16 protein-coding genes and 2 tRNA genes are annotated in these 14,413 nt (G+C 31.3%); 8 read left to right on the plus strand and 10 right to left on the minus strand.

Annotated features, from left to right (window positions below; translation table 11 throughout):
- The first annotated feature begins 7 nt into the window (after window positions 1–7).
- The gene (locus tag LPC11_RS08945; protein WP_023375040.1) at window positions 8–1,183 is read left to right on the plus strand and encodes an aminotransferase class I/II-fold pyridoxal phosphate-dependent enzyme; all 1,176 of its coding nucleotides are present in this window, start codon (window positions 8–10) and stop codon (window positions 1,181–1,183) included.
- Between the two features lie 76 nt (window positions 1,184–1,259).
- Here LPC11_RS08945 and menB read toward each other — a convergent pair whose 3' ends face one another.
- Genes menB through LPC11_RS08965 form a run of 4 tightly spaced genes read right to left on the minus strand, consistent with a single transcriptional unit; the run spans window position 1,260 to window position 5,882 of the window.
- Complete coding sequence (gene menB, locus LPC11_RS08950; RefSeq protein ID WP_023375039.1) at window positions 1,260–2,078, minus strand: 1,4-dihydroxy-2-naphthoyl-CoA synthase; 819 nt, start codon at window positions 2,076–2,078, stop codon at window positions 1,260–1,262.
- A complete protein-coding gene (menH, locus tag LPC11_RS08955; protein WP_023375038.1) occupies window positions 2,071–2,874 on the minus strand; it encodes a 2-succinyl-6-hydroxy-2,4-cyclohexadiene-1-carboxylate synthase in 804 nt (267 codons plus the stop codon). Before menH ends, menB begins: the two co-directional genes overlap by 8 nt.
- Entirely contained in the window at window positions 2,861–4,534 is a 1,674-nt protein-coding gene (gene menD, locus LPC11_RS08960) for a 2-succinyl-5-enolpyruvyl-6-hydroxy-3-cyclohexene-1-carboxylic-acid synthase (protein ID WP_023375037.1), read from the minus strand. Before menD ends, menH begins: the two co-directional genes overlap by 14 nt.
- Complete coding sequence (locus LPC11_RS08965) at window positions 4,527–5,882, minus strand: isochorismate synthase (protein WP_023375036.1); 1,356 nt, start codon at window positions 5,880–5,882, stop codon at window positions 4,527–4,529. The genes menD and LPC11_RS08965 overlap by 8 nt, the downstream gene beginning before the upstream one ends.
- Before the next feature lie 174 nt (window positions 5,883–6,056).
- Between LPC11_RS08965 and LPC11_RS08970 the strand changes: the two genes are divergently transcribed.
- Window positions 6,057–6,995 (plus strand): 1,4-dihydroxy-2-naphthoate polyprenyltransferase, encoded by a 939-nt coding sequence (locus LPC11_RS08970; protein ID WP_023375035.1) that lies wholly within the window; start codon window positions 6,057–6,059, stop codon window positions 6,993–6,995.
- A 54-nt stretch (window positions 6,996–7,049) separates the two neighbouring features.
- Here LPC11_RS08970 and LPC11_RS08975 read toward each other — a convergent pair whose 3' ends face one another.
- Window positions 7,050–7,604: a GNAT family N-acetyltransferase gene (locus tag LPC11_RS08975; protein ID WP_023375034.1), complete on the minus strand. Its 555-nt coding sequence runs from the start codon at window positions 7,602–7,604 to the stop codon at window positions 7,050–7,052.
- A gap of 203 nt (window positions 7,605–7,807) precedes the next feature.
- On the opposite strand from LPC11_RS08975, the gene LPC11_RS08980 reads away from it, so the two are divergent.
- The 3 genes from LPC11_RS08980 (at window position 7,808) to LPC11_RS08985 (ending at window position 8,803) form a co-directional block, all read left to right on the plus strand.
- A complete protein-coding gene (locus LPC11_RS08980) occupies window positions 7,808–8,020 on the plus strand; it encodes a TM2 domain-containing protein (protein WP_023375033.1) in 213 nt (70 codons plus the stop codon).
- Between the two features lie 101 nt (window positions 8,021–8,121).
- Window positions 8,122–8,223 (plus strand): SAR1012 family small protein, encoded by a 102-nt coding sequence (locus tag LPC11_RS12565; protein ID WP_019235857.1) that lies wholly within the window; start codon window positions 8,122–8,124, stop codon window positions 8,221–8,223.
- A gap of 223 nt (window positions 8,224–8,446) precedes the next feature.
- Window positions 8,447–8,803 carry a DoxX family protein gene (locus tag LPC11_RS08985; protein WP_023375032.1) on the plus strand — a complete coding sequence of 119 codons (357 nt, stop codon included), beginning with the start codon at window positions 8,447–8,449 and terminating at the stop codon, window positions 8,801–8,803.
- A gap of 515 nt (window positions 8,804–9,318) precedes the next feature.
- On the opposite strand, the gene LPC11_RS08990 is transcribed toward LPC11_RS08985, so the two are convergent.
- The 3 genes from LPC11_RS08990 to LPC11_RS09000 all read right to left on the minus strand — a co-directional run bounded on the left by LPC11_RS08990 (window position 9,319) and on the right by LPC11_RS09000 (window position 10,200).
- A tRNA-Ser gene (locus LPC11_RS08990) sits at window positions 9,319–9,407 on the minus strand.
- A 1-nt stretch (window position 9,408) separates the two neighbouring features.
- A tRNA-Asn gene (locus tag LPC11_RS08995) sits at window positions 9,409–9,483 on the minus strand.
- A gap of 147 nt (window positions 9,484–9,630) precedes the next feature.
- Entirely contained in the window at window positions 9,631–10,200 is a 570-nt protein-coding gene (locus LPC11_RS09000; RefSeq protein ID WP_002465629.1) for a competence protein ComK, read from the minus strand.
- Window positions 10,201–10,418: 218 nt separating this feature from the next.
- Between LPC11_RS09000 and LPC11_RS09005 the strand changes: the two genes are divergently transcribed.
- Entirely contained in the window at window positions 10,419–10,637 is a 219-nt protein-coding gene (locus LPC11_RS09005) for an IDEAL domain-containing protein (RefSeq protein WP_023375031.1), read from the plus strand.
- Window positions 10,638–10,716: 79 nt separating this feature from the next.
- On the opposite strand, the gene LPC11_RS09010 is transcribed toward LPC11_RS09005, so the two are convergent.
- Entirely contained in the window at window positions 10,717–11,703 is a 987-nt protein-coding gene (locus tag LPC11_RS09010) for a lipoate--protein ligase (protein ID WP_023375030.1), read from the minus strand.
- A 204-nt stretch (window positions 11,704–11,907) separates the two neighbouring features.
- Between LPC11_RS09010 and LPC11_RS09015 the strand changes: the two genes are divergently transcribed.
- On the plus strand, window positions 11,908–12,093 hold the full coding sequence (locus tag LPC11_RS09015; protein ID WP_002450747.1) for a YkvS family protein: 186 nt from the start codon (window positions 11,908–11,910) through the stop codon (window positions 12,091–12,093).
- Window positions 12,094–12,098: 5 nt separating this feature from the next.
- Window positions 12,099–12,701 carry a CPBP family glutamic-type intramembrane protease gene (locus LPC11_RS09020; RefSeq protein WP_023375029.1) on the plus strand — a complete coding sequence of 201 codons (603 nt, stop codon included), beginning with the start codon at window positions 12,099–12,101 and terminating at the stop codon, window positions 12,699–12,701.
- A gap of 152 nt (window positions 12,702–12,853) precedes the next feature.
- Here LPC11_RS09020 and LPC11_RS09025 read toward each other — a convergent pair whose 3' ends face one another.
- Window positions 12,854–14,362, minus strand: a complete 1,509-nt coding sequence (locus tag LPC11_RS09025) for a bifunctional metallophosphatase/5'-nucleotidase (RefSeq protein WP_023375028.1) — start codon at window positions 14,360–14,362, stop codon at window positions 12,854–12,856.
- Window positions 14,363–14,413 lie beyond the last annotated feature (51 nt).

Below are 14,413 nucleotides of genomic sequence, written 5' to 3' on the forward strand. Positions count from 1 at the left end.
AAGATATATGAAATTACAATTGAACGAGCAATCTAAATTTTTAAGAGCACCTAGTATTCGTCAATTTTCTAATCGTATGCAGCATATAGATGACTGTATTAATCTAACAATAGGACAACCTGATTTTTCTATGCCAGAGGTTGTAAAAAAGGCTTATATCAAAGCTATTGAAGACAATAAAACAACATATTCACATAATAAAGGGTTACCTGAAACAAGACAGGCAATCAGTCAGTACTTTAACAATAAATATGGGTTCAATTATAATGTAGATGAAATCATCGTTACTAATGGGGCTAGTGAAGCATTAGATACCGCTTTAAGAAGCATCATTAATCCAGGTGATGAAATTTTAATTCCTGGACCAACTTATGCTGGCTACATTCCTTTAATCCAAACTTTAGGAGGTAAACCTGTATTTATTGATACATCGACCTCTGCTTTTAAAATCACACCTGAATTAATCAATCAGTATATCTCAAATCAAACTAAAGCAATTTTGCTTAATTATCCAACTAATCCTACAGGCGTGACTCTATCTAAATCTGAAGTTGAAGCTATTGCAGAAACATTATCTAATCATGAGATATTTATTATTAGTGATGAAATATATGCTGAAAATACCTTTAATGGCCAACATACTTCATTTGCTGAATTTGATATCATTAGAGAGCAACTACTACTTATAGGTGGTTTAAGTAAATCACACTCTGCTACGGGCATTCGTATAGGTTTCTTAATGGGACCAGCGTATTTAATTGAAAAATTAACATTCATGCATGCTTATAATTGCATTTGCGCTAATGTCCCTGCACAACATGCGTGTATCGCTGCATTAACTGAAGGTTTAGAAGCACCACAATATATGAACAAAGCATATATTGAACGTCGAGATTACTTGATCAATGCATTAACATCATTAGGGTTTGAATTGAATGCTAAACCTGAAGGCGCCTTTTACATTTTTCCAAGTATTAAAAAATACACAGAAGATGATTTTAGCTTCTGTGTCGATGTTTTAGAAAAAGCACACGTTGCTATGGTACCTGGTTCATCCTTCACAGATATTGGTAAAGGACATGTTCGTATTTCTTATGCTTACGATATGGCCTTACTTAAAGAAGGTATGAAACGTTTAGAAACTTATTTAAAAACAAATTATCCAAATCAATTTACGAAATAAATAAAAACCACTTGTTTGCTATTAAGAGATGCATTTATCATCGCTTATAACAAACAAGTGGTTTTATAATGAAATCCTATGGGAATTTAGGAAATTGGTCAAAGTCTGGATCACGTTTTTCTTTAAATGCGTCACGACCTTCTTTAGCTTCATCAGTTGTATAATAAAGTAAAGTTGCATCGCCTGCCATTTGTTGTAAACCAGCTAATCCGTCTGTATCTGCATTCATTGCAGCTTTTAAGAAACGTAGAGCAGTTGGTGAATGTTTCATGATATCTTGACACCATGCAACTGTTTCATCTTCTACTTTGTCTAATGGGACTACTGTGTTAACTAAGCCCATATCTAATGCTTCTTGTGCATTATATTGACGGCATAAGTACCATATTTCTCTTGCTTTTTTGTGACCAACGATTCTAGCTAAATAGCCTGAACCATAACCAGCATCAAATGAACCTACTTTTGGACCTGTTTGACCAAAAATCGCATTGTCTGCTGCAATAGTTAAATCACATACAACATTTAATACGTTACCGCCACCGATAGCATAACCACGAACCATTGCTATAACTGGTTTAGGAATAACGCGAATTAAACGTTGTAAATCTAAAACATTTAAACGAGGAATGTCGTCTTCGCCAACGTAACCACCATGTCCACGTTTCTTCTGATCTCCACCTGAACAGAATGCTTTATCTCCTTCTCCTGTTAAGATAATCACTGAAACCTTCTGATCATCACGTGCACGTGAAAATGCATCAATCATTTCAGCCACTGTCTTAGGTGTGAATGCATTACGTACTTCAGGACGATTGATAGTTACCTTTGCAATTCCTTCGAAAAATTCATATTTAATTTCATCATACTCTCTAAGTGTTTCCCACTGTCTAGTCATTTTGCTCCTCCTTTAAAAAACCTAATATTATTGTATCAAATTCCGTGCTATCTTCCACATGAATTGTATGTCCTACATTAGAAACTATTGTTTTTCTGCTATTATCAATTGAATCTTTCAATTTTTGTGCAATTTTTACAAACTTCTCATCAAGCTCGCCTGCCATAATAAATGTTGGTATATCGACTTGTGATAGTAATGGCCATAAATTAGGCATTTGTCCTGTACCATAATCTCGTAAAGCTTTTGCTAAGCGGTTAGGATCTTGATTCATTCTATTATCACGAATTTGCTTTTTAACTGATTTATCTAAGTCATACTGTGATTGGAACAGTGGCAATCGTTCCCAATCATTAACAAATATTTCTAGACCAGCTATTTCTAGCACTTTCGCTCTTGCAGCATCTACTTGTTGTCTCTCGATTCGGTCTTCTTCACTTTGAATACCTGGTGATGTGCTTTCTAATATTAAACCAGTAAGTTCAATTGAACCATGCAAAGCATAATATAAAGCTACTCTACCTCCCATTGAATAACCAAATAAATACAACTGATATTGTTGGTATTCAGATAAAACTTGATTCAATGCTTGATTAATAAAATCAAAGCTCCATTCTGTATCCATTGAAGTTTCATCTTCTCCATGACCAGGTAAATCAACTACTAATACGTTAGCTTGTTCGGTTAACTTATCAATATGGTTATCGAAAGTTGTGCCATCGCTAATAAATCCGTGTAACATAACTAACAATTGCTTAGATGATGACTTTGATTGATAAAAATTATGATATAACATTAATCATTTCACTCAATTTCTTATATAAAATTTGATGTTGTTGTAAATTATCTTCTCTATCTGTGATTACTTCGTAAACATTCGAACCTAATTTAGAAAATGATTCATATTTAAAATCATTTAAATGATCAAAACGCTTAAAATTAAAATCATACAACAATGCCGCATGTTCAAAATCTAAACCAGTTGGCGTTCCGAATAATCTCTCGAAATATGCTTCCGCTGATGCTTTTTGAGGTAAATATGAAAAGATACCACCACCATCATTATTTAATAACACAATATTTAAATGTATGTCATTGATTTTTGACATGAGCAGGCCGTTCATATCATGATAAAAGGCTAAATCACCAATAAGTAACGTCACTTTTTTATGTACTGCCATACCTAATGCAGTAGAAACAACCCCATCAATGCCATTCGCACCACGATTAGCATAAATTTCAGCTTCATTATCAAATAGTAAATTATCGATATCTCTAATTGGCATACTATTACTTACAAATAAGGCATCTTCGCTAGTCAATTTAGAAATCAATGTGCCAACATACGCCGCTTCATCAGTCGCATGTTGTAGATAATCATTGATTTCAATGCGAGCTTGCTTTTCTAAGGATTGCCATTGTTGTAACCATGCTTTTCTGTCTACAGTTCTTTCTTCCATTAGCGATCTAAAAAAGTCATTAGCCGATATTTCATATGATACATCTGGCGGTACTGGGAAAACATCTATTTTATCGTTATTTTGAACTAATATTTGAAATGCTGAAGTCGTTTTTAACCATTGATTTAACTTTTTAGAAATAACTGGTTTACCTACTCTAATTACGAAATCAACATCCCAATCCATACCCGCTCTATATAATAGATCATATGTTGTAATGACATTAGGATGATTATGTCGTCTTAACTGACTTAGTGGATCTGCCAACACTGGTATATCGAATACGGTTGAATACGTTAAAATTTGGTCTACCTCTTGATGTTGCATATCTCCAACAATAATTAAACCTTTAGACTTTTCAATTTTATCCTTAATTGGATCAACATGTATCATTTTTTGATAATGGGGTAATGTTTTGGTTTCTGATTTCAATAGTTCTGTTCTATCTAAATCGGGTGTTAATGGCTCTCTAAATGGCATATTAAAATGTATAGGTCCTTTATGTGGGCCATAAAGGTACTGGCTAGCTATTTGCATTTGGTAATGTATCGTATCTAGCATATTGGTTGTACCATCAGCAATTGGCATATCAAATTGGAAATTCACATAATTACTAAACATATTTACTTGATTGATAGCTTGTGGTGCGCCTACACTTCTTAATTCATGTGGTCGATCACTTGTTAATACAATCAGTGGTATACGACTAATTTGACTTTCTGCAATTGCTGGTGTGTAGTTAGCCGCTGCTGTACCCGATGTACATAAAATAGCAACAGGTCTTTGACTGCCCTTGATTAAACCTAATGCAAAAAATGCCGCACTACGTTCATCAGGATGAATCCAAGTTTTAATATTAGGATGTGCTTCTAATGCGATAGCTAACGGAGTCGAACGCGACCCCGGGCTAATCACAACTTCTCGTACACCATATGCAAATAGTTCTGATGCAAATGTATAGACCTGTGTCGTCAAAGCTTCATTTTTATTACTCATGTTTATCTACTCCTAAAGCATTCATCATTGGTGAAAATTTTACAGCTGTTTCAGCAATCTCGCTATCTGGATCAGAATCTTTAACTATGCCACATCCAGCAAATAATGTTGCTTGATCACCTTTTATCAACATAGATCGAATGGCTACTATAAATTCACAATCATCATAGACATCTATATATCCCACCGGTGAACCGTATAAGCCACGCGTGCCAAATTCTTTTTGTTCTATAAATTCTAGTGCTTCATCTTTAGGATAGCCGCCTAACGCTGGTGTAGGATGCATTCGATCAATTAACCCAATATATGATTGTTCTTTTAAATTACCTTGTATTTTTGTAAATAGATGATACAAATGGTCATTTTTTAAAATGTTTGGTGTTTCATTGTAGTATACATCTTCAACATATGGCTGAATGTCATTCAATATGCTTTCAACTACAATTTGATGTTCATTTAAATTCTTTTTATCATTTAGAAAAGCTTGTAAGTTTGCTTCATCTTCTTGTTCATTTTGAGAACGTTTAATCGTACCTGCTACTGCTTTAGTTGAAAGCACTTGATTCTCAACTTTTAATAATTGTTCAGGTGTTTGTGAAAAGAACACAGATTCATTAGATTCAAGTAAGAAGATATAACTGTTTTTTTCATTCTTTAATGCTCTAGTCAAAATATATGGAATACTAATTTCTTTATCAAATTTTATTAATCTTCTACGTGCAAGTACTATTTTCTTAGAATAGTCAATACTATCAATCGCTTCTTGTACTAAATCTCGCCATTCATCTAAATAGATATCCTCCATACGAATAACATTTCCCAAGTAATCATCTTCCGTATCATTATTAGCTTGTGCTAAATCATTGACTAATGACTTGAAACTATCCATATCAAATGTCTTTTTTTCAGTTGTATAAGTTACGAATGTTCGATCATTTTCAGTAGAAATCAATACCTCAGGTAGCACAAAATGATTTAATCCATATGCTCGCCATTCATCATCAGATTTATGTTTTGAAAACTGGAACCCACCACATAAACGTAAATGATGTTTCTCACTATCTGGATGAATTAACTCTATATCTTTTTTTAACGTTTCCCATTCTTTAAAGATAGACTGTTTATTTTCGAAATCATTTTCAAATTTTCGAATCGCATGATAACCGAAATATGAAGATTGATTGTCATTTAATCGCAAATAAAAACGATCACCTGCTTGCGATTCAGTTATATGAAATAGAGTACTAGGATCTAAGTACTTGTCTAACTCTACTTCAACAGAGACCCAATCCTTAGAACTTCCATATAGCTTGTCGACAATCTCATCTTCTCTTACGTTAACAGTCATTCATCTCACTTCTTTCTTCTATATTTACTCATTAGTATATTGTATCATTTTTCAAAGCTAAATTTGGTGCGAATTGCTTAATAAACACATGCAATTTTTCACGTGAATTGACCTTTATTCATAATTACTTTAAAATATGAATGTTAAAACTAAAAAAAATAAGAGGTTATAAAAATGTCAGATCAATATCAACAATATTCAACGGTTAAAAAGTATTGGCAATTGATGAGACCTCATACCTTAACTGCCGCAGTTGTACCAGTTTTAGTTGGGACAGCGTCAGCTAAATTATTCCTACTTGGTAGTGAAGATCATCTTAAATTCAGTCTATTCTTAGCCATGTTAATTGCTTGCTTATTAATCCAAGCGGCTACAAACATGTTTAATGAATATTATGATTTTAAAAAAGGCTTAGATGATCATACTTCTGTAGGTATCGGCGGTGCTATTGTAAGAAATGGTATGAGTCCTAAACTTGTGATGAATATCGCGATTGCTTTTTATATTATTGCCGCTTTACTAGGTATATTCTTAGCTTTCCATAGTTCATTTTGGATTATTCCAATAGGCGTTGTTTGTATGGCAATTGGTTATTTATATACTGGTGGCCCAATGCCAATTTCATGGACGCCATTTGGCGAATTATTCTCAGGCGTATTTATGGGTATGATTATCATCTTATTAGCCTTTTTCATTCAAACAGGTAATGTTCAAGGACTAATCATTTGGTTAAGTATCCCTATCGTCATAACAATTGGACTTATAAATATGGCTAACAACATAAGAGATCGTGTCAAAGATAAAGCTAGTGGCCGTAAAACACTACCTATTTTACTTGGTAAACGTGCCTCAGTTATCTTTATGGCCACAATGTATATTGTCGCATATGCACTTGTAGTATTTACTGCCTTATTTAAATCTGGTGGGTCATTATTCTATTTATTAGTTTTATTGTCATTCCCAATGCCAATTAAAGCCGTAAGAAGATTTAACAAAAATGATACACCTGCTACAATGATGCCTGCCATGGCTGCTACTGGTAAAACAAATACTATTTTCGGTTTATTATATGCATTAGGCATTTATATTAGTGCATTGTTAGGTGCAATTTAATACCATTTAATTACTCGGCAATGATTACCATTCATTGTCGAGTTTTCTTTCTAATTATTTATATTTAATCATATGCCTATAAAGATGACCGTAAAGATCGATATCATTCACTGTTTTAAATCCTAACTTTTTATATAGACTTAGCGCTTTTTCATTATCATAATCACAATTTAGACTCCATTTTTTCTCAGGGTACTTCTCTAGAAGATAAGTCATTAGTTGTGTAGCTATACCTTGACCTCTATACTCAGGGAACGTAGCTACTGTTTCAATATACATCTCATCGTCCTCTGCTTCTTTAACTGGTAAAGGCGTACCATATTTACGAATATCTTCATCAAGCGGTAACTTTAACCAATTTTTCTCATAATCAAGTTCGTGTTTACCATCATAAGCAATGACACATCCTGCAACTTTGTCATCGACTTCATAAACCCAAACATTTTTAAAATAACTCCGATATTCTACATTAACAACACTTAACTCTAATATATTCATAATTCTTTCTCTACTAATTTCATTAACTATTTCTAATTCCATATCTTTCCAAATCATATAACATAATTCAGCAATACGCTTATTATCACTAGGATGTGCTTGTCTAATCATCATATATCCTTCCTCAAAATTTGTCTTAATTTCATTATATAGAATCTACGATATAATATAAATCAAAGGACCTATTTCATATTGAATTTAGAGAATTTTATGGGAGAATTGAGCTTTAAGAAGTATATCTAAAATACATTTTTATGTTTGATTCGTGATTAAATCTTTAATCTATGAATCTTATTTTTAGGAGGAAGCAAATAATGAGAGTTAATAAAGTCATTTATATATTAGTAGCTATTTTTTTAGGAGGTATAGGTGTTCATAAATTTTATGCTGACAAAGTCGGACAAGGTATTTTACATCTTGCTTTCTTTTGGACAGGCATTCCAAGTATTGTAGCTATTGTTCATGCTATTATCGTCGCTTTTACTAAAAAAGCTGACAATGACGGTTACATTGTTTTTGAAAAATAATATTCACCCTATTCTAACGATTTATCTTCCATTGACTTTTAAAACATTAAAAAAGGGGTATATATTATTTATCAAGTAAAAGCAAAAAGGGAGATATAACCATGATGAACATTATTAAACGTGTAGTAAGAACAATCATAACAGGTTACATTGTTAAAATTATCCGTGATTTGATTTCAGGTAAATCAAACGGTAAAAAATAAAGAATAATATATCGAGATTTACTGCCCATCAATGTATTTAATACTATTGATGGGCTTATATATATGTGTGTTCATTTAATAAAGACAAAACTTTCAATTCGTTATATAATAAGATAAATTTTATAAGTATTATAATTTTTATTAGAAATTTAAAGCCTTTTATTCTTAATTACTTATGAAATTTACTTTTTTATTTTATAACAATCTGGAGGTCAGTCTATCTATGAGATTTGGAATTTTATTAATTAGATGGATGTTAGCAACATCTTTCTTAGTACATGGATCTTTAAAATTTGTAGACCTAGATGGTACGATACATTTTTTAGGTTCCTTAGGTTTACCCCCACTTCTTGCTATTTTAATGTCAATTGGTGAAGTTGTTGGAGGTATCTTTTTGATATTTGGGGTTTTAACACCGTATGTTAATGTTTTCTATATTAGTGTGATGTTAGGTTCCATATTCACCTTAAAATTAACTCGAGGATACGTAAGTGGCTATGAGTTTGAAATAATTCATATCGTAATGAATGTAGCAGTGATGACCAGTTATAGTTGGAAAAAGTGGATACAATTTTACTGATCATCTTATTTAATATTAACGGACTTTTTTAAGTATCTTATCACTTTACGAATACAGCTTGAATATTGTATTAATATTATAATAATAAACACCATGATTTTAGATTAGCCCTATGGTTAGATTCTAAATTTTATGGTGTTTTTACTATGATATTCAATTACCGCCTAACTTCCATAGTTGGATAGATACTGTGTGCAATGTATTTAGTTTTAAAGTCCACTCACTAAAAAATCTTTACTCTTCGAAGTAAATATTATATATAAATAAGTTCAACTCTTGATAAGTCAAAAATTAGTAGAAAAAATAAGCCTAGATTGGATTAAAACCATTCTAGGCTTATTTACGGAAACGGAGTGCCTATCCATACGCATTAAATAAAACGAGTTGACCATATATTGACCAAAATATATTAAACAAACTTAAACGGATTTTTAACAAAATAAAAAAGAACGTTGATTTAACAACGTTCTAGCTAGTTTTAGATAATCAGAATTAAACTGATTTTTACTATAAAACGGAAACGGAGGGATTCGAACCCTCGCGCCGCTCTCGCGACCTACACCCTTAGCAGGGGCGCCTCTTCAGCCAACTTGAGTACGTTTCCATGGCTCCACAGGTAGGACTCGAACCTACGACCGATCGGTTAACAGCCGATAGCTCTACCACTGAGCTACTGTGGAATAATTAAATTGTTGTGCTTTCTCTATCAAGCACAAATATTATTATATCAATTTTACGTAAATTATCAAGAGATAACTTAAAAAAATATACGGAACATTTACACTATATTAATATAACGTTCCGCATATTTTAAATTTCAACATAAATTATTTATCTACAAATAGCGAATAACGTGATAATGCTTCAAAAATGTTTAGTGAGGATTTTTCATAATCGATAGGTTTATCGGGGTCATTAGATTTCATACGGGATTGTTTATCTACCATATAATAAAAGAAGATTGCATTCGTATACTGATGCCATAAACTGTGGAAAGATACATTTAGGGTAATGGTTTCATTGTTTGCAAAAATGATTTTACATTTACGATGTTTTAATTCTTTTATAGATTCAACATAATGCATGTTAATCCATAAATTTTCTTCTTGTCGGTCTGAATGAGTAGGAAAAAAGTAAGTTGGAAATAAAGGAGTTAATAAAATGGGTGGTTTACTAGAGATACCTGTAATTCGATTGGTTTCAGCTTTTTTACTTAAATAATTGTTGCCATAAAATTTACATGACCTCTCAATAATCTTTTGAACTTTAAATGGGCTTTGTATGACTGTCTTATCAAACCGAATAATTTCTGAACCATTTGGTTGATTTTGATTATCATAATTAGGCCTAATCACCATGTCTCCCTTTCTAATTACGTAAATATTCTGAGTTGTCATTGGGATAACCTCGCTTTATTAAGTTTTATTATCTTTTCTATTTAATAGAATCAATAATATGTTTTTTATTTTATAAGAAAAATCACAAAAGTCAAGTTATTCTTAAAGTGTAATATGGTACATTTTTCTGCTCTAAATGTCAGAATATTCATTGATTTCAAAATTCAAAAAATGTATAATATCTATATATTAAATTCAAACGAAAGGTCGAGATCCTTATGAATCATAATACAAATGTGAAACATACGACACTTGAAGAATTTGTAACTACGGTTAATGATTTAGGTGTTGAACTAGTCATTGATGAAGCACTTAGAGAGGTTAGAAAAAAAGAGTTGAAATTACTAATTGATGAAGCTTTAGTAAATAAAGACGAGAAAGCATTCAATAAGTACATAACAGAATATAAAAACTTGGAGGCATTTCTCAGTGAATAATTTAGATTCGAGTCATTCAAAATAAGGTCTATTCCCTACTAAAAAAGTTAGAGAATAGACCTTTTTAATTTATGTGACTTTATGACATTAATCTTAATATTTCATTCTTATCTATGTCACCAAAATAATGATATAAATTATAATTTGCCAATGCTTCTTCTAAATGATTAAAGTCATGAAGGCAACCTTCTAAGGCATGTTCTAGATCACTAATGTCTCCTTCACCAAAGAAATCACCGAAAATTTTTGCGTGTTCAATTTTACCTTTTTTCACATCAAACTTGACTTGAATAAATCCTTTATCAAATTTTTCTTCTCGTTCAAAATTATATTTTGGATTTTTGCCATAATTCCAGTCCCAAGTACGGTATTTTTCATTACTTAACTTCTCGATATTTTTCCAATCTTCATCTGTTAATACATACTCTTCAACTTGTTGTTCACCAAATATCGTTTTTAAAATAATTTGCTTAAATTGATCAATATCTAAAGACTCTGTTAAAAATTCTTCAATATTAGCTACACGCTTTCTAACAGATTTGACGCCTTTTGATTTAATTTTAGCTGGATTTACTTTTAAAGCATTTTGAACTTCATCAAGCTCACTGTTCAACATTAATGTCCCGTGGCTAAACATTCTATCTTTAACTTTAACCATCGCATTTCCTGAAATTTTAGCAGCACCAACTTGAATATCATTTCGTCCTGTCATTTCTGCATCCACACCTAATGATTGTAATGCTTGAACGATAGGTTCTGTAAACTTCTTAAAGTTATGAAAGCTATTACCATCATCATCTGTAATAAAACTAAAGTTTAAATTACCTGTATCATGGTAAACTGCTCCACCACCAGAGATTCTACGTACAACATCTATCCCTTTTTCATCAACGTATGATTTATTGACCTCTTCTATTGTGTTCTGATTTTTACCAACAATAATAGAGGGTCTATTTACATAAAATAAAAAATAACTTTCCTCTGATGGAAGATTTTTTAATACATATTCTTCCATAGCTAAGTTAAGTGTTGGATCAGTTATATTATTATTACTAACAAATTTCATAACAAACGCTCCTTATAGATTCTCTATATATGCCCTTACTTTATTTATGCACCATTTACATTTAAAATTCCAATTATTTACTCAATAATGACAAAATTTTCATAATTTATGTATTAATTCTTAGAGTTTTTAGTGTTATTAGTTTATTTGTAGTGTATTTTTTAGTACAATATAGTCTAGCTATGAATTAAGGGAGGACTCGAAATGACTGTTGCAGAAGTAGGTAATATCGTAGAATTTTATGATGGTTTAAGAGGCCGAGTTGAAAAAATAAATGATAACTCAGTTATTGTAGACCTAACAATAATGGAAAACTTTAACTCACTAGACTTACCTGAAAAAACGGTTATTAATCATAAACGTTATAAAATTGTTGAACAAGAAGGTTAGTTGTAATGAAAAAAGTTTCGAAAGCTTTACTATGGTTTATAATTAGTTTCATAGTTTTTCATGCCATTTTATTGGTTATGTGGGGTGAACATCAAGAATATTGGTATTTATATACTGGAATCATGCTAATAGCTGGTATTAGTTATGTATTTTATCAACGTGATATACATTCAAAAAGATTATTAACATCCATAGGTGTTGGGATTATAGCCAGTATTGTTTTAATCATTATTCAATTGATTTTATCACTCATGACGTCTGAATTAACTTATGCTTCATTAATAAAAGAATTGGCCAAAACTGGTGTTCATTGGAAATGGCAAATGTTAGTAACATTAGCATTCGTTATACCGTGTCATGAATTATATATGCGCACTGTTTTACAAAATGAGTTAAATAAGTACAATTTGCCGAATTGGTTATCTATCTTAATCACTGCAATTTGTTCAAGCTCTCTATTTATATATTTAGATAATTGGTGGATAGTACTGTTTATTTTTATAACTCAAATATTACTGTCAATCAGTTATGAATATACAAGACGTATTGCTACAACATCTATAGCTCAAATTGTTGCTATCATTCTTTTATTAATCTTTCACGGATAATTTTTAAAATGTTAAATGATTAGAAAATAAATATTTAAAGTATAAGTATAGAGCTCCAAACCATGTGTCCATACATGATTTAGAGCTCTATTTTTTAAAAGTAATTTTTTTATCACTTACGTTAATTAATATGAAGGCGTAATGATATCAAATTACTTAATCACTTTAAAGTTATTTTTTAATTCAATAGAATAAAGCATATCTGATAAATTCTTAGCAATGAGTGTACTCATTGTACTTTCACTAGTATGGTGAATAATAGCATCTTCTAAATATGATTGATAATTTCTATAACAATAATCTGTCATAGTTATTCTATATAATCCATTTAAATCAATATCATCTAATGTTACTCGGTTAAATGGTGCTTGATTCATATCAATAGTATAGTTAAATCCTTGCCAAAATGTACATAACGTTTCGTCAATCAGTGTTGATTTTAACGTATCTGATTCAAATTCAAGATATGAATATGAAAATTCTAATATATCTTTGATACATTGCCCTTTAATCGTTAAATCAACAGGTTTATCTGGATATGGGTATGCATCATATAAAACTCTATTCGTTATGACTCCGTTTAGTCCTTCTTCACCATTCCGTGGTATGTGTACACAACTAATTTGATAATTATAGGCTAATCTAATGCTATCATGTAATAATTGCGCAAATGGATGTGGTTGACCTACTAATTCTGCTAAATCTTTAACTGGTGCATTTATTTCGGTTTCATTTATCTCTTCGTTTGCCCAATGTTCAACTGCTTTTCGATCATAATACGTGACATTAAGTAAATCTTCATCTTCATCATAATTATTCAAATCAATGACTTCAGGTAAAATTTCCTCAACCTCATATGTATTAGTTCTTTTTTTAAATTTAATTTTCACATGAACGAGTTCTTCTGCATTTTGACCAGCTTGTACATAAACCGTTCCATGATCTTGACCAACTAATGTTTGATGTTGATGTGCCGTTATGATGAGATCTATAACACCTAATTCCTCCATCAATATTTCAGCTTCATTGACATTTACCTCATTTTTCTTGTTAGATTTACTGATTTTATCTAATCCACCATGATATATCACTATTAAAAAGTCTGGTTCTTCAATTTCATGTATATATCTAATCCATCTTTTAGCTGATAATAATGTTTTTTCAATACTCACATCTTCTTCCATCTCTGCATATTCATTTTTCATTAGACCATCAGCTGTTAAACCTACTATTGCAATTTTCAAATTATCAAAATGTTGAATAGAATATGGTGTTGAAAAGTATGGTTCTTTTGTTTTGATATATTCTATATTAGCCGATAACCATGGAAATCTAGATAGTGCAACAGAACGAGTTAAAAATGACAATCCAAATTTAAATTCATTTGGACTAATGCCACTGGCATCATACTGCATGGCATTCATTAACTTTATCATTGGATGACGTTTATATGGTGCAACAATTGCATAATAAAATGCTGCTAATGACCCAGCCAAGCTACCCCCACTATCAAGCAAGATTACATTTTGATTATTGTCTCTTACTTGTCTAACAAAAGTTCCAGCGCGATATATATTTGAGCCATAATCTCCATTTAAAAAATGGCTATGCATATCAGAAGTTGCTATGACATCTACATCAATATTCTCATTTCTCTCCATCTCAACACACCTCTCATTATGGTTAGTTTAACATGTATTTTTGTTTAAGTG

It is taken from the genome of Staphylococcus sp. HL28 (assembly GCF_021117155.1).
Taxonomy (GTDB): Bacteria; Bacillota; Bacilli; order Staphylococcales; family Staphylococcaceae; genus Staphylococcus; species Staphylococcus warneri.